Consider the following 21,668-nt stretch of genomic DNA (forward strand, 5'->3'; position numbering starts at 1 on the left):
AGATGCTTGGCACCAGTTGGGCCGGGCAGCGGGCGGGCAAGCCCACCCGCTGTGGCTGCGCAGGTCATGACCGTGTCATGAGCCGGGCCACGTCAAGCATTCGGGCCGAGAACCCCCATTCGTTGTCGTACCAGCCGAAAATCCGGACCTGCCGCGCCCCGACCATCCGGGTCTCGGGCCCAGCAATCACCAGGGATTCGGGCCGCGTTCGCAGGTCGACGGATACCAGGGGCTGATCCGTCCAGCCCAGCACGTCCGAGGTGTCGACCGCAGCCCTCAGCGCATCGGTGAAATCGGCCATCTCAGGGGGGGCAGTCAGCGTCACGACCAGATCCACCGCCGAGACGCTGGCGGTCGGTACGCGCACCGCGGCGCCCGAGATGCGCCCGGCCAGATGCGGTAGCACAACGTCGATCAGATGCGTTGCGCTTGACGTGGTGGGCACCATGGACAACGCGCCAGCGCGCGACCGGGCCAGATCTCCGCGCGGGGCGTCCACCATTGGCTGGCTGTTGGTGTAGCAGTGAATTGTTGTCATGTGGCCGGTTTCGATCCCGGCCAGGTTATCCAGCAGCCGCACCAGCGGGGCGAGACCGTTTGTGGTGCATGACGCGTTCGAGACAATTCGTGCATTGCCCAGCCGGTCTTCGTTGGCGCCCAGAACGATGGTCTCTTCTGCGGCGGGGGACGGGCCCGAGATCAGCACCTTGCCTGCACCTGCCGTCAGACCGCGCCCCGCGACATCCGTCGTTCTGGCAATGCCGGTGCAGTCCAGAACGACGTCAACACCGGTCAGGTCCACGCGTGACAGATCGGCACTATGCGTGACCGGGATCGTCTGGCCATCTACGGTCAACGCCGCGTTGCCGTGTTGGACTTCGCCGGGGTAGGGACCAAAGGTGCTGTCGTATTTGAAAAGATACGCGCAGGTTTCAAGCGGGGCGATGTCGTTGATCGCCACCAGTTCGATATCCGATCCCTGCGGCGCGGCAAGAATCTGGCGCAGGATCGTGCGGCCGATGCGGCCGAATCCGTTGATTGCGAGTTTCATGGCCAAGCTATGGCAGGCCGGTCAGCCGACCTCAATGCCTGTTTCCGCAGCAGGTCAGCCGCAGCTGACCTGCGAGAAAAACTGGCCCGAAATGTTCTGGTACATGCTGGGCACGATGACCTTGCAGCCGGTGGCTTTCTGGATCGCCGCGATAGCCTGCACCGTGCGCAGACGTGGGGGCGGGCCAAACGGGTTCAGATTGTTGTTGTCACGCGTCGCGCGGTAAACCACCGGTGCGTCCGAGACCTGGGTGACGGCCCATGTGCGGCTCATGACAAAGACCGATTTGGTTTCTTCCTTGGCCGCGACGGGTGTCGCGTCAAATGCCGCAAGGCCTGTCACGGCCGCCAGGGCCAACAATGTTCCGCGCATTACCATCGAACAGTCTCCAGAATTGAAAGCACGGGTTATATCACCAGATTCAACGGCTTCTGTGAACCCCCCGCAGGTTGCCCGGTTACCGGGGCATGCCCAATGGCATGTGGCGGTTCACATCCTTGTACAGCAGATACCGAAACCGCCCCGGTCCACCGGCATAACAGGCCTGGGGGCAAAAAGCGCGCAGCCACATATAGTCACCGGCCTCGACCTCGACCCAGTCACGATTGAGGCGATAGACCGCCTTTCCTTCCAGCACGTACAGCCCGTGTTCCATGACATGGGTTTCCGCAAACGGGATGACGCCGCCGGGTTCAAAGGTGACGATATTGACGTGCATGTCATGCCGCAGGTCCTCGGGGTCGGCGAAACGTGTCGTGGCCCATCGGCCCTGGGTGTCGGGCATTGGCGTTGGCGCAATGTCGCGTTCATTGGTGATGATCGGGTCGGGCACCGGCAGGCCGCTTACGGATTGATAGGCCTTGCGTATCCAGTGGAACCGGCTGACCGCATCCGACCGGTTGCGCAGGGACCAGTCGCTGCCCGGCGGGATATAGGCGTATCCGCCGGTCTCAAGCCTGTGTTCGCGCCCGCCAAGCGTCAACGTCACGGTGCCCTCGACCACAAAGATGACGCTTTGGGCATTCGGGTCCGTGTCGGGCCGGTCGCTTCCGCCCTGGGGTTGAACCTCCGTGATGTATTGCGAGAATGTCTCGGCAAAGCCACTCAGCGGGCGGGACAGAACCCACAGCCGAGTGCCGTCCCAGAATGGCAGGTAGCTGGTCACGATATCGCGCATCGTTCCCTTTGGAATGACGGCATAAGCGTCGGTGAACATCGCGCGATCAGTCATGATCTGATCCTGTGCGGGAAGCCCCCCGGTCGGAGAGTAATAGGTGGGGTGATCCATCGGATGCCTCTGATGTTGCTTGCCTGCACTATGGCCCGGACCGGGATGATGGCCTAGCGGTTGTCCCGCGATAGGAATATTCGGGAAAATTTGAAGGTTTGCCGCAGGGGCTTGGCCACGTCGTCGCGGGCGTATATCGTTGAAGGCAAATTGATTTCAAATCTCGTGAGGCTTTGATGAAGCGCTGGCTGGTTTCCGCATTGGTTGTTCCCATGATGCTTGGCTCGGGCGGTGTCGCCACCGGCAAACCCCTGTCTCGAATCATCGCCGAAATGGGGCTGAGCCCGGCGGATTTCGAAGTGGTGAATGTCGCCGCCAACACCTTGCTTGCCCAAGGCGCGCCGTCGGTTGGTCAGGAACGGAAATGGACCAACCCCGATACAGGTTCCCAAGGCACGGTCCGGGTGCAGGCCGTCGAGGGCAATTGCGTGATCCTTCAGCATGTCATCGACCCCGAAGGCAAGGGACAGACACGCGATATCCGGACGCGCCGTTGTCGGGACGCCGAGGGCAATTGGTTTCTGGCGCCGTAACCTTGTCGGCGCGGTCGCGAAAATAAACCGCGGTGACGTTCCGTCACGCAACTGGACTTTGTTGCCACGGCTAAGACATCCTCGGGGTGACGGCAAACGGGTGTTTGCCAACCGGAGGAGGCAATCTCATGAACATGACTTTCGGGATGCGCGATGAAAACCGCGCCTTGCTAGGGCGGGTGACCCGGATGATCCGCGACGAGGTCATGCCGCTGGAACAGGACTATCAGGCCGAAATCAACATTGGCGACCGCTGGCAATATACCAGTCGGCAGGCGGAAATCCTCGAAGGTCTCAAGGATAAGGCAAAAACCGCCGGTCTTTGGAACTTTTGGCTGACGGACAGCGCGCGCGGGTTTGGCCTGAGCACGGTGGAATACGCATATTTTGCCGAAGAGATGGGCAAGACACCGCTTGCGGCCGAGGTTTTCAACTGCTCCGCCCCCGACACCGGCAACATGGAGGTGTTCGAACGCTACGGCACCGACAAGATGAAGGACCAGTGGCTGGCGCCGCTGCTCGACGGCAAGATACGGTCGGCCTACCTGATGACCGAACCGGATGTCGCGTCCTCGGACGCAACGAATATCGCGATGTCCTGCGTGCGGGACGGTGACCAATATGTCCTGAACGGCGAGAAATGGTGGTCGTCCGGTGCCGGGGACCCGCGCTGCAAGGTTTACATCGTCATGGTCCGGACCGGCGATGACGCGTTGCCCAAGCACAAGCGCCAGTCGATGATCGTTGTGCCCGCCGATACGCCCGGCATCGAGATCCTGCGCCCGATGGAAGTTTATGGCCATGATGACGCGCCGCACGGGCATATGCATATCCGGTTCACCGATGTCCGGGTGCCGGTCGAAAACATTCTGCTGGGCGAGGGGCGCGGGTTTGAAATTGCCCAAGGGCGATTGGGCCCCGGTCGCATTCACCATTGCATGCGGGCAATCGGTCAGGCCGAAATGGCGCTGGAACAGATGTGCAAGCGGTCCCTGCAACGCGAGGCGTTCGGCAAGAAGCTGGCGCAGCTGGGGGCGAATTTCGACATCATCGCCGAATGCCGGATGGAGATCGAGATGGCCCGGCTGCTCTGCCTCAAGGCGGCGTGGTTCATGGATCAGGGCGATGCGCGCGCGGCGGCGCCGTGGATCAGCCAGATCAAGGTGGTTGCCCCGCGCGTCGCCCTGAAAGTCATAGACGAAGCCGTCCAGATGTTTGGCGGCCAGGGCGTCAGCCAGGATACACCGCTGGCAACAGCCTGGACTCATGTGCGCACGCTGCGCCTGGCAGATGGGCCTGATGCGGTTCACCGACGGCAGGTCGCCCGTGCCGAGTTAAAGAAACATACGCAGGAAAAGGTCTGAAATTCGCCGTGGGCATGGATTTTGATCTGAGCCACGAGGCTTATTTTCGCCTCGGCCCGGACGGGGCGTTCATCGGCAATGATGCAGCCCGCGGCCCGTGGTCGGCCGACCATTGCCACGCAGGGCCGGTCGCCGGGCTGATCGTGCGCGCGGCGGAAATCGAGGTGGGGCCGGAAAAGATGCTGGCCCGGCTGACGGTTGACCTGCTGCGCCCGCTGCCCCTTGCTGGTTTGCGCGTGGCTGCGGAAACCACCCGCCACACCAGGACATTGGCGACCACGCGGGTGACGGTGCATGACCTGGATGATGCCCTGTGCGCCACTGCAACGACCATGCACCTTGTCCGCAAGGAACTGGGCGAGGTTCCGAACGCCCCTGCCACCGGGCCGTCGGTCGATGACGTGGTCGACGGACCTTTCCCGATCCGCGAGATGCGGCATGACCTGCCCGGCTTTGCCCATTATTCAGACGTCGCCTATCCCCGTGGCGGCAACCAACAGGCCGGGCCCAAAACTGTGTGGATGCGCACGCCGCGCCTGCTGGAGGGCGAGCAGCAATCGCCGATTCAGTCCCTGTGCCCCATCGCAGATTGCGGAAACGGCATTTCCTGGAATGCGCCGGTCTCCGAAATGGGGTTCATGAATACCGATCTCAGCGTCCATATTCACCGCGAACCAGTGTCGGACTGGCTGGCGTCAGAGTCGGTCTCGTATTGGCAACCCTCGGGCATTGGCATGTCTCAATCCGTCCTGCACGACACGCAGGGGCCGTTCGGTACCGCGTTGCAAACGCTGGTTCTTTTCCCGCCCCGTTGATCGGGCAGGCTGGATTCTGCGCGCAGGCGGAAAACCGATTGCCGCTCTGGGTGGCTCGGCCTATCTTCGCGCCATGCGTTGGCTTTTCACCCTTGTTGGCTTTTGCCTGCCGGTTTCGGCATATGCTCATCCGCATGTCTTTATAGACACCGGGCTTGAGTTCATCGTCGATGAGACCGGCCATTTGACGCATGTCCGCGTCACATGGGCCTATGACGAGTTCTATTCCTTGCTGGTGTTGGAGGAACTGCGGCTGGACCAGGACGGCGATGGTAGGCTTTCGACGGCAGAACAGGCGGTTCTGAGCGGTTTTGATACCCAATGGGTCGAAGGGTATAACGGCGATCTGGTGGTCTTCTCGGATGGTGAGCCCGTTGCATTGTCCGGCCCGGCCGAGCCTCGCGCCACGACCGAGGACGGTCGCATCGTGACCAGCCACCTTCGCGCGGTAGAGGGCGGTCCGGTATCCGCAAACGCGCTGACGGCCAAGGCGTATGACGAGACATTCTATACGGCGTATGAGCTGGCCCGACCTGTCACGGTGTCTGCCCCGGTCCCGTGCAAGGTGGAACGGTCTGATCCGGATATTGATGCCGAACTTGCCCAGATGCAGGCCTTTTTGCGCACGCTGGATGCGGATTATGACCTTGAAGAGAATGACATTCCGCTGGTCGGGGAACGTTTCGCAAGCGAGCTACGCATTTCATGTCCAAATACCTGATTGTCCCGGTCGCCCTCGCCTGTGGCCTGTTGCTGTGGTTCTGGGCAAGCGGCGGCTTTGACCATCTGGCCGCCTGGGCCGCCGGTGAACAGCGAGAGTTCCAGAACCAGATTGCCCGTTCGCTGCGCGCCGCCCGCGCAGAACAGCCCCAGGCGGTGGCAACGCTGCTGATGGTGTGTTTCGGCTATGGGTTCTTTCACGCCGTTGGCCCCGGTCACGGAAAGGTCCTGATCGGTGGCTACGGGCTGGGCCGCCGGGTGGCGTTCTGGCGGCTGTCCGCGATCAGCGTGCTGTCCAGCCTTGGGCAGGCCGTCACCGCCGTCGTGCTGGTCTATGCCGGGGTTTTCCTGTTTCAGATGTCCCGCGACAGCCTTGTGGGAACGACCGAACGGGTGATGGCGCCGATCAGTTATGCCGCAATCGGGTTGATCGGCCTATGGCTGGTGGTCCGGGCCTTGCGCAGCTTTGCCCGGCGGTCAAAGGCCCGGGCGACCAGCAACCGCGATACACATGATCATACCGGGCACGGCTGCGACCACGACCATCATCATGATCATCACGATCATCACCACCACGACAGTGCAGGCGACCACGGCCAATGTTCCGATTGCGGGCATCGCCACGGCCCGACCGCCGAAGAGATCGCAAATCTGGGAACGCTACGCGAGGCCTTGATCCTGATCGGCGGTATTGCCATCCGCCCCTGCACGGGGGCCTTGTTCGTATTGATCCTGACCTGGCAGATGGGCATCGCGATGGTCGGAATAGCTAGTGCCTTTGCCATGGCGCTGGGTACCGCCACCGTGACCACGTTGGTTGGATGGACGTCTTTTGGTTTGCGGGGCGGGCTGCTGGCCTCGGCTCAGGCTGCGCGGTTTGCATCCGTGCTTGCCCCGACGATCGAGCTTTTGGCCGGGCTGTTGATCGCCGTGATCGCGGGCGGGCTGCTGCTGCGCGCGCTGTAAATCAGTCAAACACCGGATCAGGATACCCGACCCGTGCCAGGTACAACCCCTGCGGCGGGCAGACCGGCCCGCATGCCGCGCGGTTTTTGGCCTCGAGCGCGTGGCGCACGTCTTGGGGTGCCCAGGCACCGGCGCCCACACGTTCAAGTGTTCCGACAAAGCTGCGTACCTGGTTGTGCAGAAAGGAACGCGCCCGGACATGAAAATGTATCTCGGGGCCTGAAAACCCCTGGCGCTGTTCGATCCTGAGTTCATCCAGCGTTTTGACAGGGCTTGCGGCCTGGCAAATCGACGACCGGAAGGTCGTGAAATCATGGCGTCCGATCAGCATATCCGCCCCGGCCTGCATCGCATCCACGTCCAGCGCGTGATTGATCCGCCAGACCTGGCCCCTGTCATGGGTCTCGGGCGCGCGGCGCATCAGGATGCGGAAAAGGTATTGCCGTTCCGTGGCGGTAAACCGCGCGTGCCAGTCATCATCGACCCGGGCGGCCTTTACGATGGCCACGGGGTGCGGCTTGAGATGATAGTTCAACGCCTCGGACAGGCGGAAAGGGTCCCATTCCTTGCTCAGGTCACAATGCGCGACCTGCCCAAGCGCATGAACGCCCGCATCCGTGCGCCCGGCGGCGGCAATTGTGTGATCGCCGGGTTGAATGCATGACAAGGCGCGCTCGACAGCGCCCTGGACCGATGGCTGGTCCTTTTGCCGCTGCCACCCGGCGAACGGTTCCCCCTGGTATTCGATTTTAAGCGCGTATCTGGGCATGCGGCGCTGGTACAGTGCCGGGGGCAGGCGGGCAAGGGGGGCAAAAGCGCTGGCATGTCGACAACGCTCTACCTATCTTGGATGAAACATGAATTGCGGGGCGGCGGATTGGTCATCTCATCATTGGCAGACAGCCTCATGCGCGGGGTCGAGACCGTAGGCGATCGGGTGTCTGAAACATTGTTTGAACCGGTGATCCGCCTGGGCGTCACCGGCCTGGCGCGGTCGGGCAAGACGGTTTTCATCACCTCGCTTGTGGCGAACCTGCTGGACCGGGGCCGGATGACCGGCCTTGCGGCCCATCAGGAAGGGCGGATAAACGCCGCGTTCCTGCAACCGCAACCGGATGATACCGTTCCACGGTTCGATTATGAATCGCACCTGTTGGACCTGACCGGCCCCGAACCGCATTGGCCCGACAGCACGCGGGCGGTTTCCGAATTGCGCCTGTCGTTCAAATCCCGCCCGGCGGGCTTGTTGGCCGGGCTTCAGGGGCCGCGCACGATCCATCTGGATATCGTGGATTATCCCGGCGAATGGCTGTTGGACCTGGCGCTGTTGGACAAGTCCTATGACGACTGGTCGCGGGACACGCTGGCGCGGATCAACGGCCGGACCTGCGCGGCAGAATTTCTGGCCCGATGCAATGAGACGGACCCCGGCGGAGCCCATGACGAACCCGCAGCGCAGGCGCTGGCCGGTGCCTTTACGGCCTATCTGAACGCGGCCCGCGAGGACGGGTTCTATGATTGTACGCCGGGGCGGTTCCTGTTGCCGGGGGACCTGGCTGGTTCGCCGGTTCTGACCTTTGCCCCGCTGCCGGTGTCGGCGCCGTCGCGCCGCCGAACATTGCACCGCGAAATGGAGCGTCGGTTCGAGGCGTATAAGAGCCAGGTCGTCAAACCTTTTTTCCGGGACCACTTTTCCCGTATCGACCGGCAGGTTGTCCTGGTTGACGCGCTGGGCGCAATCCACAAGGGGCCGCAATCGGTCGAAGACATGCGCCGCGCAATGGCTGATATCCTGTCGGCCTTTCGCCCCGGTCGCAATGCCTGGCTGACGCAGTTGCTGATGGGCCGGCGGGTTGAACGCATCCTGTTTGCCGCCACCAAGGCCGATCACCTGCATCATGTTCAGCATCACCGCCTGACGGCCATCATGGAGGCCCTGACACGCGAAGCCCGCGATCGCGCCCGGTTCGCCGGGGCTGAAACCACGGCCCTGGCGATTGCGGCGTTACGTGCCACGACCGAAGAGATGCGCAGCCATGGCGGGGCCGAGCTGCCTTGTGTGCGCGGGACATTGTTGGACAGCGGCAAACAGGCGGCGTTTTATCCCGGAGACCTGCCGCAGGACCCGGCGCATCTGCTGGGTCCGGCACGCGACGGCGCCAAAAGCTGGCTGACCGATGATTACGGGTTCATGGCCTTTGCCCCTGCCAAGCTGACGCTCAGACCCGGCGATGGGCCGCCGCATATTCGCCTGGACCGCGCCGCGCAGTTCCTGATCGGAGACCGGCTGTGACGGCAACGCTCCGCCCCGCCCGCAGCACCGACGCCGGCAAGATCGGCGAGATCCTGCATGGCTTTGCCCGCGAAAACGACTGGATGCCCGACCTGCATTCCTGCGCTGAAACCATTGCTTGGTGCGGCCGTATGATCGATCTGAACTGGGTCACCATCGCCGAAACCGACGCGGGCGTCATCGGGTTTCTGGCGCTGGACGGGACCGAGGTTCAGTCGCTTTATGTGGCGGCAGGTGCCAGGCGACAGGGGATCGGGCGGCAATTGCTGGACCATGCCAAGGCGAAACAGGGCCACCTGTCGCTGTATGCATTTCAGGACAATGTCCCCGCGCAGCGGTTTTACGAACGCAATGGCTTTGCCGAAACCGCGCGCAGCGACGGGTCCGGAAACGACGAAAGCCTGCCTGACATCAGGTATGCCTGGAAACAAGCGGAGAAACAGCATGGCTAAGGGGCCGGTTCTTATTGACCTGGATGCGGACGAACCCGCGGCGGATGTCGCGCAGGCCCCCGCGGTGCCTGATGTGGTGCCGCCGCAGGGTCAGGCGATGCGCGGGGCCGCGCGTCTGGCTGCGCGCAGGCCATCGGCGCTGGCGCGATGGTTCTGGGGGCTGGCCCTGGCGGTTGTCGGAGCGGCGATCTCGGTTGCGGCCTGGGATTTCGCGACATCGCTTCTGGTGCGCGCGCCGGTTCTTGGCTGGATCGTCACCGGGCTGATTGGCGCGCTGGTGCTGGTCGCACTGGTCATCGCGCTGCGCGAGCTTGCGGCGATTGGGCGGCTGTCGCGGGTGGATGGCATGCGCCGCGCGGCGGACGCAGCCCTGGCGGGGGATGATCTTGAACAGGCCCGGTCCGTCGCGCGGCGCATGGTGCAGTTTTACCGCGACCGGGACGAAACACGCTGGGGCCGGGATCGCCTGACCGAACGGATGGACGAACAGTTTGATGCCACGGGCCTTTTGTCGCTGGCCGAAGATGAAATCCTTGCTCCGCTGGACGCAAGTGCCAGCCGCGAGGTCGAAGCCGCCGCCCGGCAGGTGGCGACCGTCACGGCGCTGGTGCCGCTTGCGCTTGCTGATGTCGTGACCGCCCTTGTCGTGTCGATGCGCATGATCCGGCGTATCGCTGAAATCTATGGCGGCCGCGCCGGTTTCCTGGGCAGTTGGCGGCTGACGCGAGCGGTTTTCGTGCACCTTGTCGCCACGGGCGCGGTGGCTGTCGGGGATGACCTGCTGGAACCGGTTCTGGGCGGGTCGATCCTCAGCAAATTGTCGCGCCGGTTCGGTGAGGGGCTGGTCAACGGGGCGCTCAGCGCGCGGGTCGGGGTTGCGGCGATGGAAGTGTGCCGCCCGCTGCCCTTTTCCGAAAGGCACAGGCCGTCGACCGGCAAAATGGTAAAGCGGGCGCTGCGCGGGCTGTTCACCAAGGGTTGATCTGACGCAAGGCGAAACCACAGGCCCGCTTGCAAACTGATCGCGCAGGAGGGCACGCCATGGCAGATCACGGCCACAGCCAGCAGGAAATCGCGGCACGGATCAATGCCCCGCCGGGCAGGGGGGTCCTGCGTGACATCGTCTATGGCGGGATTGACGGGTCGGTCACGACCTTTGCCATCGTTGCCGGGGTCGCCGGGGCCGGGTTGTCCCCTTTTGTCATCGTCGCACTTGGGTTGGCGAACGTCCTGGCGGATGGGTTTTCGATGGCCGCCGGAAATTACTCGGGGACCAAGGCGGAACTGGACAATATCCGCCGCATCCGCGCCATCGAAGAGCGGCATATCGATCTGTACCCGGCTGGCGAACGGCGCGAGGTGCGCGAGATACTCTTGCAAAAGGGTCTGGCGGACCCGGTTCTGTCAGATGCCACGGATGCCATTACCGCCGACCGTGAAAACTGGATCGACCTGATGCTGGAAGGCGAATACGGGCTGGGCAGTGTCGACCCGCACCCGCTGAAGGCGGCGCTGGCGACATTTGCGGCGTTTCTGGTCGCGGGCATGATTCCTTTGCTGCCTTTCCTGGTCTCTGTGGACCGGGCATTTGCGGTTTCTGCCTGGATGACCATGGCAGTTTTCTTTGCCATCGGCGCATTCAAAAGCCGCTGGTCGCTGGCACCCTGGTGGCGCTCGGGCCTTGAAACGCTGGCGATTGGCGGGGCGGCTGCGTTGATCGCCTATCTCGTGGGGTCCCTGTTTCACCCCTGACGCGGCGCAGCCGCTGCCCGGACCGATTTTGGTGCCGGCGCGGCGGGGTCGCGGAAAATTCGGCTGTCCCCGGCCAAGCGACCGCGATAGCGTGGCCAAAACCGTGTGCGGAGGTATCGCGTGGAGTCGCTGGTTGCCCTTGTCGGCCTGGTCGTGTTGGCCATTCCGATTTCGATCATTGTACTGTTTGTGGGACAGTCCCGTCTGCGCAAGCGCGTGGCCGAGCTGGAACAGCAGATTGCAACGCAACCGGCGCGCGGTGCCGCCGATCCCATCGCCAAAGCGCCTGACCTGCCCGAGGCGCAGCGCAGGCCCGAACCGAAAGACCCCGCGCCGCGCCCGGCGCCATGGGCCGCGGCCAAAGCCAGACCCGAGGACGAAAGGTCCGAGCAGCCGCCCGCAGCACCGGTGCAGGATGACCCCACCCCGCCCGCAGCCGTGGTTTTCCGCGAAGAACGGTTCGCAGCACTTGGTGCATGGCTGCGTGAAAACTGGTTTTACGCCGTATCGGCCCTTTCGCTGGCGCTGGCGGGTATTTTCCTGGTTCAGTACGGCGTCGAAAACGGATTTCTGCCGCCCACGGCGCGGGTTCTTGCCGCGCTGGCCTTCGGTGCGTCGCTGATTGGCGCGGGCGAGGTCGTTCGGCGCCGGTTTGGCGACGACGAAAGCTCGGCCACCGCTTATCTTCCCTCGGTCTTTTCGGGGGCCGGTTTGGTAACCTTGTTCGGTGGCGTGCTGGCGGCCCGGCAGCTTTACGGCTTGATCGGCCCGCAGGGTGCGTTGGCCGGAATGATTGCCATTGCAATTGCCGGGCTTGTGCTTGGCTGGTTTCACGGGCCACTGTTGGCCGCAATCGGTCTGATCGGTGCCTTTGCGGCCCCGTTTGTCGTCGGAGGCGCATCAGACGATCCATCCTGGCTGTATGGGTATTTCACGGTCATAGCGGTTCTTGGCCTGGGTATCGACACGGTGCGGCGCTGGGCGTGGATTTCCGTTCTGACGCTTATCGGGGCCTATGGCGGGGCGGTCTTGCTGGTCCTGTCGTCGCCGTCGACCGAACCCGCCTATCTGGCTTTTGCAACGGTTCTGGCGGTGCTGACGATTGCCATCCCTGTCCGGCAGGTCTGGCCGCGCCACGGCGGAACCATGGTGCTGCAAGCCCTGCGGCGCGGCAAGGGTGACCCCTGGCCCGAGTTTCCGACCCGGCTGGCCTTTGCGGCCTGCGCGGTCAGTTCGGCCATACTGTCGCTGCATTGGGCGGATTCGCCGACTGAGTTCTGGTTGGTCGTCGTGCTGTTTCTTGCATTGATCCTTGGGTTGATCGTTTGGGCGCGGGATGCGCTGGCGCTGCAGGATGTGGTGTTGTTTCCGGCCCTGGGCTTTGTCTGGTTCGTGTTTTTGCACGGGTACGATGGCGGCAGCCTTGTCCGGGCCTTTGCGGCCACTTATGCCGAAACGAACGAGGCCGATTTTCCGGTGGCCGTAACCGGCCTGCTGGCGCTGGCTACGCTGGTTTCCATCCTGTCCGCCTGGCGGGCGTTGCGGGGCGGGCAGAATGCCATCGCCTGGGCGGTCGGAGCCGCGCTTTATGCACCGGCCATAGCGATAGCGCTGGAAATCGGATGGCGTCCTGCACAGGTAATCGGTGCCTATCCCTGGGCGCTGCACGCGGTGGCGCTGGCTGCGATTATGGTCTGGATGGCGGAACGGTTTGCGCGGGTTGACCGGGAAAACCGGCTGCGACCGGCGCTGGCGACCCTGTCGGCGCTGTCGTGTCTGACATTCGCCTGCGTAATTGTCCTCAGTTCCGCGGCACTGACGGTCGCTCTGGTCGGAATGGTTGTCATTTCCGCCTTGCTGGACAGGCGGTTCAACCTGCCGCCGATGAGCTGGTTCATCTGGGCAGGCGTCTTTTCGATCACCGTGCGACTGGTGATGGATCCGGGGCTGGATTGGGCAAACACGGCGCCGGTTCTGGAAATGACCGGTGTTTATGGCGCCGCAACCCTTGGGTTCGTGATCGCGTGGCGGGTGCTGGCACCGCTGGAACGGCCCATCGCCATTTTGTTGCTGGAAAGCGCCGCCTGGGCAACTGGCGGGATATTGCTGTCGCTGCTTCTGCTGCGCTGGCTGGAAGGGTTCGGAGAAGGCGGCGCAGACCAAAGCCACTGGGGCCTGGGATTGCTGTCTGTGATCTGGCTGCTGCTGGCCTTCGCGCAGGTCCAGCGGTTTGCGCTGGGCGGCAGGCTGAACCCGCTGCGGATGGCGCTGGCCGTCTTTTTCGCAGGCCACGGCCTGGTATATCTTGGCATGGCGCTTGGGGATGGAAACCCCTTGTTGTCGCGGTATGCCGATCCGGTCCTTGGTCCTGCGGTTTTGAATACGCTGGTGGTGGCCTATCTGCTGCCTGCGCTTGCAATCGGTTTTTCGGCGTGGCGCATCCGGCCAATGCCCGAACGCGTGCGGCAGGTATCCTATGGGGTTGCCTGCGCGATTGGCGCGGTTTGGCTGGGGCTGATGATCCGGCATGTCTGGCAGGGCGCCAGTGGCATGTACAAGGGCAACGGTGTCACGCAGCCCGAACTTTATACCTATACGTTGGTTCTGCTGCTGATCGGGGCGCTGTTGTTCTATCAGTCGCTTGCCCGCCATTCGGACCTGATGCGCAAGGCGGGGCTGGCGGTGATCGGGCTGGCGGTTGCCAAGGTCTTTCTGATTGACATTTCGGGCCTTGGCGGGCTGATCCGTGTCTTCTCGCTGTTGGCGCTGGGCCTTGCACTGGCGGGGCTGGCCTGGCTGAATCGCTGGGCCAAGCTGCGCCATTCGCCGCATGGGCCGGAACCTCTGGACCATTGAGGGCGGGCGTCCTATAAGCGCGGCCATGTTTGACCGTATGGCCATCATTATTCGAATTATATCCCCGGCGCTCTGATATCGCGAGACGCCGGGCAAAGGTGCTTGAGCTATCGCACTGACCGCTTCGATCCAAATACGACAAGATCATCCTGAGGACGCCCCAAATGTGCGCCGACACGACCCAAACACCTGACTACAAAGACACGCTGAACCTGCCCAAGACCGAATTCCCCATGCGCGCCGGATTGCCGAAACGCGAACCCGCATGGCTGGAACGTTGGGAAAAGATAGGCGTCTATGACCGCCTGCGCGAGAAAGAGGGCCGTAAGCCTTTCACCCTGCATGACGGCCCACCCTACGCGAACGGCCACCTGCATATCGGTCACGCCCTGAACAAGACGATCAAGGACATGATCGTGCGGTCCCATCAGATGATGGGCTTCGACGCGCGCTATGTGCCCGGCTGGGACTGTCACGGCCTGCCCATCGAATGGAAGATCGAAGAACAGTACCGCAAAAAGGGCAAGAACAAGGACGAGGTGAACATCGTCGACTTCCGCCAGGAATGCCGCAAGTTCGCCGAAGGCTGGATCGACATCCAGCGGGACGAATTCAAACGTCTGGGCATCACCGGCAACTGGCCCGATCCCTATATCACCATGGACTATCACGCCGAGGCCGTGATCGCGGATGAGTTCATGAAGTTCCTGATGAACGGCACGCTCTATCAGGGCTCAAAACCCGTGATGTGGTCGCCCATCGAAAAGACCGCCCTGGCCGAGGCCGAGGTCGAGTATCACGACAAGGAAAGCTTCACCATCTGGGTGAAGTTCAAGGTCGTGAACGCCGGTGATCTGGATGATGCGTTTGTCGTGATCTGGACCACGACCCCGTGGACCATGCCGTCGAACAAGGCGGTCGTCTATGGCAAGGACATCTCGTATGGCCTGTACGAAGTTACCGGCGCGCCGGACGAATGCTGGGCCGCTGTTGGTGACAAGTTCCTGCTGGCCGACAATCTGGCCGCCGATGTGCTGGGCCGCGCGCGTCTGAACGACGACCAGTGGACCCGCGTCCGTGACGTGACCAGCGATGAGCTGGCAGGCGTGCAACTGACCCACCCTCTGGCCGGGGCCGAGGGCGGCAATGGCGAATGGGACGACATCCGCGACTTCCGCGCCGCCGAGTTCGTGACCGATACCGAAGGCACCGGTTTTGTCCACTGTGCGCCGTCGCACGGGATGGAGGAATTCGAGCTTTATCGCGATCTGGGCATGCTGGAACAAGTCATCACCTATAACGTGATGGACGATGGCAGCTTCCGGGCTGATCTGCCGTTCTTTGGCGGCAAATACATCCTGTCCCGCAAGGGCGGCGAGGGTGACGCGAACAAAACCGTCATCGACAAGCTGGTCGAGGTCGGCGGGCTGCTGGCGCGCGGCAAGATCAAGCACAGCTATCCGCATTCGTGGCGTTCCAAGGCTCCGATCATCTATCGCAACACGCCGCAGTGGTTTGCATCCGTTGACCGCAAGCTGGATGACGGCATGGGCCAGATGGGCGACACCATCCGCGAACGCGCCCTGCGTTCGATCGATGAGCTGGTGAAATGGACCCCTCAGACGGGCCGTAACCGCCTGTACTCGATGATCGAGGCGCGCCCCGACTGGGTTCTGTCGCGCCAGCGAGCATGGGGCGTGCCGCTGACCTGTTTCACCAAGAAGGGCGCTCTGCCTACCGACGCGGATTACCTGTTGCGCAACGCAGACCTGAACGCGCGCATCAAAGCGGCGTTTGAAAAGGACGGCGCGGATATCTGGTACACTGACGGGTTCAAGGAACAGGTGCTGGACGGCATCGCCAACCCCGAGGATTACGATCAGGTGTTTGACGTACTGGATGTGTGGTTCGACTCTGGCTCGACCCATGCCTTCGTTCTGCGCGACCGTGAGGATGGCACCGAAGACGGCATTGCGGACGTCTACATGGAAGGCACCGACCAGCACCGCGGGTGGTTCCATTCGTCGATGCTGCAGGCCTGCGGCACCAAGGGCCGTGCGCCCTATCGCAATGTGGTGACCCATGGTTTCACGCTGGATGCCAAGGGCAACAAGATGTCCAAATCGCTGGGCAACACCATCGTGCCGGAAGAGGTTATCAAGCAATACGGTGCCGATATCCTGCGTCTGTGGGTGGCCCAGACCGACTATACCGCCGACCAGCGGATCGGGCCGGAAATCCTGAAGGGCACCGCCGACAGCTATCGCCGGTTGCGCAATACGATGCGGTTCATGCTGGGATCATTGGCGGACTTTACCGAGGCCGACCGCGTCGCGCCCGAAGACATGCCGCGTCTGGAACGCTGGGTCCTTAGCCGTTTGGCCGATCTGGATGAACAGGTCCGCAAGGGCTATGCGTCTTTCGACTTCCAGGGCGTGTTCAGCGCGGTCTTCACCTTTGCAACGGTTGATCTGTCGTCCTTCTACTTTGACGTTCGCAAGGACGCGCTGTATTGCGACGGCGACAGCCTGCGTCGCCGCGCGGCCCGCACCGTGCTGGACATCCTGTTCCACCGCCTGACCACTTGGCTGGCACCGGTTCTGGTCTTCACCATGGAAGAGGTCTGGTTGGAGCGGTTCCCGGGCGATGACAGCTCGGTCCACCTGGTGGACTTCCCCGACACACCTGCCCAATGGCGTCATGACGCGCTGGAAGAGGCCGTCGCCAAGGTCCGCCGCGTGCGCCGCGCCGTGACCGCCGCGCTTGAGGTTCAGCGTCAGGACAAGGTGATCGGGTCCAGCCTTGAAGCCGCGCCAATCGTGCATGTCGAAGACAAAGAGACACGCGATCTGCTGGCCTCGTTCGATGTGGATGACCTGTGCATCACCTCTGGCCTGACCGTTTCAGCCGACCCCGCCCCGTCCGAGGCGTTCCGGGTGCCGGAAATCGAAGGCGTCGGCGTCGTATTCGAAAAGGCCGAGGGTGAAAAGTGCCACAGGTGCTGGAAAATCCTGCCCGATGTCGGCCGCCATTCCCATGCGGGCGTCTGCGGCCGCTGTGACGAGGCGCTGGGCTAATATTCGACCCCCGGCCAATGGCCGGGGGTTTTTCATTGCGCCGGGACAGGTGATCTGAAACCTTGCCCCCATGCCGATGATCACCGTTGAAACCCAATTTGGACAACTTGGTGTCGAAGACACCGACGGGGCGATCACGCGTCTTGTGTGGAATGGCCGGAACGAAGGGTCGGTAACGCCGCTGCTGCAAGAAGCCAAGGCGCAGCTCAAAGCTTATGATGCCGGGCGGCTTGCGCAGTTTGACCTGCCCTACCGCATTGCCGGTTCGGCCTTTCAGCAAAAGGTCTGTGACCTGATCTACGCGATCCCGTTTGGCGAGACGCGGACCTATGGCGCGCTTGCGCAACAGCTTTTCCACCCTGCACAGACGATCGGCCAGGCCTGCGGAGCCAACCCGATTCCGGTGATCATCCCCTGTCATCGCGTTCTTGCGGCCAGCGGGCTGGGCGGGTTCTCGGGGCAGGGCGGGATCGAAGGCAAAGTTGCGCTGCTGCGCCACGAAGGGGCGGCCAGCTTGCTGATCTGACCCGTTGAATCCTGTTGCAATCCCGCAGTTTGAGGCCCAACCTGTAGGGGATAGGAACTCGAAGGACAGCGAAACATGACCGCCCAAAAAGACCCGGCTGCCCGGAAAAAGGCCATTGTCGACCGCCTGATGTCGCTTGAGGCGCAAGAGCTGGCGACGGCGCAAGCCCATTATGACGCGTTCCTGCGGGATTCTCAGTTGGACGACCGGGAAGGGCACGACAAGGACGATATCGCGGCCTCGCGCGAGAATGCAGACCTGGCCGCAGCTTTCGATGCCCCGGTGCACGCCCATCACGCCAAGATCGACGTGATCGAGAATACGGATTTCACCCTGACAGACACGGTCAGCCCCGGTGCAGTAATCCGGTTCAACAACCGCAGTTTCGTGGTTTGTGTGTCAACGACCCGGTTCGAAGTCGATGGCCGGACCTATATGGGGATTTCAACCCAAAGCCCCATTTACCTGGCAATGGCAGGTTTGCAGCAAGGTGATTTCTTCACCCATAACGGCACCGAATTCGAAGTGCAGGAAGTCCTGTAAACCCCCGGAACAGCCCGTGCCGGTGCGGTATCAGGCCGTGCGTTGCGGGATCAGTTGCTGCGCAATGCCCGCAAAGACAAGGTACAAGCTGGTGACGACCAGGCCCCAATGCGCCCAGCTTTCGGGGTGGAAATCGACCCAGGCGGCCCAGCCGGCAAAAAAGGTCCAGGCCAGGGCCATGGGCAGGGACAGCTTGCGCCAGCGCTCGGTCCGAACCGGGTGAATGAACTTGAGCGGCAGGAACATCGCCACCGCCAGAAGCGTCACCAAAATCAGGCTGATCCAGAAATTCGGCTCTAGCGCGAAAACGACGACGACAACCATGTTCCAACATCCGGGAAAGCCGGAAAACGAATTATCCTTGGTCTTCATCCGCGTATCCGCGAAATACATCGCACTGGCAAAGGTGATGACGATGATCGCGAACCAGCCTGTCCAGCCGTCCATCAGGCCGGATTTGAACAGCGCATAGGCCGGGATGAACACATAAGTCAGATAGTCGATGATCAAATCCAGCAGAACGCCATCGAATTCGGGGGCGTTTTTCTTGACGTGATAATGGCGGGCGAGCGGTCCGTCGATGCCGTCGACCACAAAGGACACGACGAGCCACAGGAACATCAGGCTCCACTTTTCCTCGACGGCGGCCAGCATGGCCAGCATTGCAAATACCGCGCCGGTCGCGGTGAACAGGTGGACGGCCAGTGCTTTGAATCTCAGTGTCATGTCGGTGTCATGTACGAAGCGCCCGCCAGATGCAAAGCAAAAAACTGAACCGGTCCGCTGGCTTGTGGGGGGATTGGGGTCATGCCTTCGGGTGGGCCTTGTTGTAGACTTCCATCAGGCGGGCCGTGTCCACGGCGGTATAGGCCTGTGTCGTCGAAAGGGATGCGTGCCCAAGGAGTTCCTGAATAGCCCGCAGGTCGCCGCCCGCCGACAGCAGGTGCGTGGCAAAGCTGTGGCGCATGGCATGCGGGGTTGCCGTGGCCGGAAGGCCCAATTGCATCCGGGCCTTGGCCATCACCCCCTGGATTGCGCGCGGGTTCAGCGCGCCCCCGCGAACGCCGCGAAACAAGGCCGCGGACGGGGACTGAGGATGCGGGCATAGCCGCAGGTAACGATCAACCGCGTTTTGCGCCGCTGGGATGACAGGCACGACCCGTTCCTTGCCGCCCTTGCCCATGATGCGCAATGTGGTCGGCAATGGCGCATCCGCACCGGTCAGTGACAGCGCCTCGGATATGCGCAACCCGCAGCCGTATAGCAGGGTGACAACGGCGACATCCCGCGCCGCAACCCAGTCGGACCCTGACTGCAATTCAACCGTATCTATCATCGCCCGCGCGGCATCTTCGGCCAGTGGGCGCGGCAGTTTCTTGGTGAATTTCGGTGCGCGGGTCGACAATACGGCGGTGGGTTCAAACCCTTCGCGTTCCGCCAGCCAGCGATAAAAGCTTTTAACGGCCGACAGTTTGCGGGCCAGAGACCTGGCGCCGACGCCGGTTTCGCGTTGACGGGCCATCCAGGCGCGCATGTCCGAAACCGATACCCGTTCCAGCGCGGCCAGCCCTTGCCGCTGGCTGTCGTGCAGGGTCATGAACGACAGAAATTCGGTCACATCCCCGCAATAGGCCGATTTGGTATTTTCCGACCGTCCGGCCAGCGCGCCCAAACTGTCGAGCCAATGCTGAAGCGCATCCCGACAGGCTGGTGAGATCAGGCTCACGACAGCCAGTGGCGCATCGAGCGTTCGAACACGCCTGCAAAAAAGGACAAAAGATCCGTGCCCAATTGCGGTGAGAAATGCCGCGGATCGCGGGCGCCCATGACGATCATCCCCGGCAGGCGGCCCTCGCCGAGATCAAGCAACAGGCAGGCCTCGGACCTCAGATGACCACTTGATGTGCCGTAGATCATCACCTCGGGCTGGCGGATTTCGCGTAGCGTAACATCGCGAACCTGACCGTTACGGTCATGGGCAAGGTAGGCATTCACAAAGCCGGGTTCGACAATGGTCAGGACACCGCCCAGTTTGTCGATGGCGGGGTCTTTCCCAGCAAGGGTTGTTTCCAGGACCAGCGTGATCCTGTCCACGCGCAGGATATCTGCCACATCATTTCCCAAAGCCCGCAGGAAATCTTCGAAATCGACAGGTTCCAGCAGGCGCAGGATGGCGCGATGCACCTGATTGGTCCCGGCAAGGTTTTCATAGGCGGCGGCGATCACTGAACGGTGGGTGTCCTCAAGCCGGTCCAGCCGGGCCTCAAGGCGCTGCATGGCAATGCCGCGCAAGTCGATGATATTGTCGCCGCGTGCCCGTTCATTCGCCGCGACCAGCGCCTGCATCAGGTCCTTGTCATCCAGCACGGCGTCGGGTTCCGCAAGAATAGCGGCCCGGAGGTTGTCCTCGAGTTTCGGATTGCTGCTCATGTCCTGTCCGGTCATTCTTTTTGTTGGGCGGGTTATATCACGGGTCGCCGGAATTGCCTTGGAAAAAATGCACGTCAAAGTGGTTTTAAGCCTGATTGCGGCAAAGCTGGGCTCCCGCCTGCCGGGGCATGATCAAAGATCAGGCCCTGTCAGTTGGGCCGGGGGGGGGGGGGGGGGGGGGGGGGGGGGGGGGGGGGTGGGGGGTGGGGGGGGGGGGGGGAGGGAGAAAGGGTGGGTTTTGGGGGGGTGGGCGGGGCGCGCCGCCGGCCCCCCCCCGCGGCTGGTCTGTTGTGGCTCTGGTCAGAGGATTTTCTGACCGGTCTTGGCCCAATCGGCCAAAAAGGTTTCCAGGCCCTTGTCGGTCAGCGGGTGGTCGGCCAGTTTCTTGATCACTGCGGGCGGTGCGGTGATCACGTCGGCACCGATGCGGGCGCTGTCGGTGATGTGGTTCACCGTGCGGATCGAGGCCGCCAGGATCTCGGTCTCGAACCCGTAATTGTCATAGACCTGGCGAATATCGGCGATCAGGTCCATGCCATCCAGGTTGATGTCGTCCAACCGCCCGATAAAGGGAGAGATAAAGGTCGCGCCGGCCTTGGCCGCCAGAATGGCCTGGTTGGTCGAAAAACACAGGGTGACGTTGACCATCTGGCCTTCGTCGGACAGAGTTTTGCAGGTTTTCAGCCCGGCCCATGTCAGCGGCACTTTCACGGCGATATTGGGGGCGATCTTGGCCAGCTTGCGGCCTTCGGCGATCATGTCGTCGGCCTCGGTTGCGACCACTTCGGCGGATACCGGCCCGTCGACCAGGTCGCAGATTTCCTTGGTCACTTCCAGGATGTCGCGGCCCGATTTCAGGATCAGCGACGGGTTGGTGGTCACGCCGTCCACCATGCCCAGGTCGTTCAACTCGGCGATGGCGTCGATTTCGGCGGTGTCTACAAAGAATTTCATGAGGGCAGTCCTTTGATGGGTTGGCCTTGGTCGCGGATGGCTTTACCT

Annotated in this window: 21 protein-coding genes; 13 read left to right on the forward strand and 8 right to left on the reverse strand. The window is 62.5% G+C overall.

The genetic code is table 11. The features are described from left to right. Positions 1-64: 64 nt before the first annotated feature. From ACXAG8_RS11675 to ACXAG8_RS11685, 3 genes are all read right to left on the reverse strand, one after another. Entirely contained in the window at positions 65-1,051 is a 987-nt protein-coding gene (locus tag ACXAG8_RS11675; RefSeq protein WP_475224588.1) for a type I glyceraldehyde-3-phosphate dehydrogenase, read from the reverse strand. Between the two features lie 54 nt (positions 1,052-1,105). After that, entirely contained in the window at positions 1,106-1,429 is a 324-nt protein-coding gene (locus tag ACXAG8_RS11680; RefSeq protein WP_475224591.1) for a hypothetical protein, read from the reverse strand. Positions 1,430-1,508: 79 nt separating this feature from the next. Then, the gene (locus ACXAG8_RS11685) at positions 1,509-2,339 is read right to left on the reverse strand and encodes a bifunctional allantoicase/(S)-ureidoglycine aminohydrolase (protein ID WP_475224596.1); all 831 of its coding nucleotides are present in this window, start codon (positions 2,337-2,339) and stop codon (positions 1,509-1,511) included. 176 nt (positions 2,340-2,515) lie between these two features. On the opposite strand from ACXAG8_RS11685, the gene ACXAG8_RS11690 reads away from it, so the two are divergent. The 5 genes from ACXAG8_RS11690 (at position 2,516) to ACXAG8_RS11710 (ending at position 6,737) form a co-directional block, all read left to right on the forward strand. Then, a complete protein-coding gene (locus ACXAG8_RS11690; RefSeq protein WP_475224601.1) occupies positions 2,516-2,872 on the forward strand; it encodes a hypothetical protein in 357 nt (118 codons plus the stop codon). Between the two features lie 128 nt (positions 2,873-3,000). Then, on the forward strand, positions 3,001-4,236 hold the full coding sequence (locus ACXAG8_RS11695; RefSeq protein ID WP_475224609.1) for an acyl-CoA dehydrogenase family protein: 1,236 nt from the start codon (positions 3,001-3,003) through the stop codon (positions 4,234-4,236). Between the two features lie 14 nt (positions 4,237-4,250). After that, the gene (locus ACXAG8_RS11700; RefSeq protein WP_475224614.1) at positions 4,251-5,051 is read left to right on the forward strand and encodes a thioesterase family protein; all 801 of its coding nucleotides are present in this window, start codon (positions 4,251-4,253) and stop codon (positions 5,049-5,051) included. 73 nt (positions 5,052-5,124) lie between these two features. Then, positions 5,125-5,772, forward strand: coding sequence for a DUF1007 family protein (locus ACXAG8_RS11705; RefSeq protein WP_475224618.1), 648 nt, complete (start codon positions 5,125-5,127; stop codon positions 5,770-5,772). Further along, positions 5,757-6,737, forward strand: coding sequence for a nickel/cobalt transporter (locus ACXAG8_RS11710; protein WP_475224623.1), 981 nt, complete (start codon positions 5,757-5,759; stop codon positions 6,735-6,737). Before ACXAG8_RS11705 ends, ACXAG8_RS11710 begins: the two co-directional genes overlap by 16 nt. A 1-nt stretch (position 6,738) precedes the next feature. Here the strand turns inward: ACXAG8_RS11710 and truA are convergent, their stop codons facing one another. Then, complete coding sequence (gene truA / locus ACXAG8_RS11715; protein WP_475224626.1) at positions 6,739-7,506, reverse strand: tRNA pseudouridine(38-40) synthase TruA; 768 nt, start codon at positions 7,504-7,506, stop codon at positions 6,739-6,741. 108 nt (positions 7,507-7,614) lie between these two features. Here truA and ACXAG8_RS11720 point away from each other — a divergent pair, with 108 nt between their 5' ends. The 8 genes from ACXAG8_RS11720 (at position 7,615) to ACXAG8_RS11755 (ending at position 18,236) form a co-directional block, all read left to right on the forward strand. After that, on the forward strand, positions 7,615-9,030 hold the full coding sequence (locus ACXAG8_RS11720; protein WP_475225387.1) for a YcjX family GTP-binding protein: 1,416 nt from the start codon (positions 7,615-7,617) through the stop codon (positions 9,028-9,030). Next, positions 9,027-9,482, forward strand: coding sequence for an N-acetyltransferase family protein (locus tag ACXAG8_RS11725; RefSeq protein ID WP_475224629.1), 456 nt, complete (start codon positions 9,027-9,029; stop codon positions 9,480-9,482). Before ACXAG8_RS11720 ends, ACXAG8_RS11725 begins: the two co-directional genes overlap by 4 nt. Further along, positions 9,475-10,464, forward strand: coding sequence for a YcjF family protein (locus ACXAG8_RS11730; RefSeq protein ID WP_475224635.1), 990 nt, complete (start codon positions 9,475-9,477; stop codon positions 10,462-10,464). The genes ACXAG8_RS11725 and ACXAG8_RS11730 overlap by 8 nt, the downstream gene beginning before the upstream one ends. Before the next feature lie 59 nt (positions 10,465-10,523). Continuing rightward, positions 10,524-11,234 carry a VIT1/CCC1 transporter family protein gene (locus ACXAG8_RS11735; RefSeq protein WP_475224643.1) on the forward strand — a complete coding sequence of 237 codons (711 nt, stop codon included), beginning with the start codon at positions 10,524-10,526 and terminating at the stop codon, positions 11,232-11,234. A 120-nt stretch (positions 11,235-11,354) separates the two neighbouring features. After that, positions 11,355-14,090, forward strand: a complete 2,736-nt coding sequence (locus ACXAG8_RS11740) for a DUF2339 domain-containing protein (protein ID WP_475224650.1) — start codon at positions 11,355-11,357, stop codon at positions 14,088-14,090. 164 nt (positions 14,091-14,254) lie between these two features. Continuing rightward, positions 14,255-17,167, forward strand: coding sequence for an isoleucine--tRNA ligase (gene ileS / locus ACXAG8_RS11745; protein ID WP_475224655.1), 2,913 nt, complete (start codon positions 14,255-14,257; stop codon positions 17,165-17,167). 70 nt (positions 17,168-17,237) lie between these two features. After that, entirely contained in the window at positions 17,238-17,693 is a 456-nt protein-coding gene (locus ACXAG8_RS11750; RefSeq protein ID WP_475224658.1) for a methylated-DNA--[protein]-cysteine S-methyltransferase, read from the forward strand. 75 nt (positions 17,694-17,768) lie between these two features. Beyond that, on the forward strand, positions 17,769-18,236 hold the full coding sequence (locus ACXAG8_RS11755; RefSeq protein WP_475224665.1) for a hypothetical protein: 468 nt from the start codon (positions 17,769-17,771) through the stop codon (positions 18,234-18,236). Positions 18,237-18,266: 30 nt separating this feature from the next. On the opposite strand, the gene ACXAG8_RS11760 is transcribed toward ACXAG8_RS11755, so the two are convergent. From ACXAG8_RS11760 to fsa, 4 genes are all read right to left on the reverse strand, one after another. After that, positions 18,267-18,962, reverse strand: coding sequence for a CDP-alcohol phosphatidyltransferase family protein (locus tag ACXAG8_RS11760; RefSeq protein ID WP_475224672.1), 696 nt, complete (start codon positions 18,960-18,962; stop codon positions 18,267-18,269). Positions 18,963-19,041: 79 nt separating this feature from the next. After that, positions 19,042-19,962 carry a tyrosine recombinase XerC gene (locus ACXAG8_RS11765; protein WP_475224677.1) on the reverse strand — a complete coding sequence of 307 codons (921 nt, stop codon included), beginning with the start codon at positions 19,960-19,962 and terminating at the stop codon, positions 19,042-19,044. Next, positions 19,959-20,666 carry a DUF484 family protein gene (locus tag ACXAG8_RS11770; RefSeq protein ID WP_475224680.1) on the reverse strand — a complete coding sequence of 236 codons (708 nt, stop codon included), beginning with the start codon at positions 20,664-20,666 and terminating at the stop codon, positions 19,959-19,961. Before ACXAG8_RS11770 ends, ACXAG8_RS11765 begins: the two co-directional genes overlap by 4 nt. A gap of 300 nt (positions 20,667-20,966) precedes the next feature. Next, positions 20,967-21,620, reverse strand: a complete 654-nt coding sequence (gene fsa / locus ACXAG8_RS11775; RefSeq protein ID WP_475224683.1) for a fructose-6-phosphate aldolase — start codon at positions 21,618-21,620, stop codon at positions 20,967-20,969. Between the last annotated feature and the right edge of the window lie 48 nt (positions 21,621-21,668).

This window comes from Ruegeria sp. ABD4_443 (genome assembly GCF_056160865.1).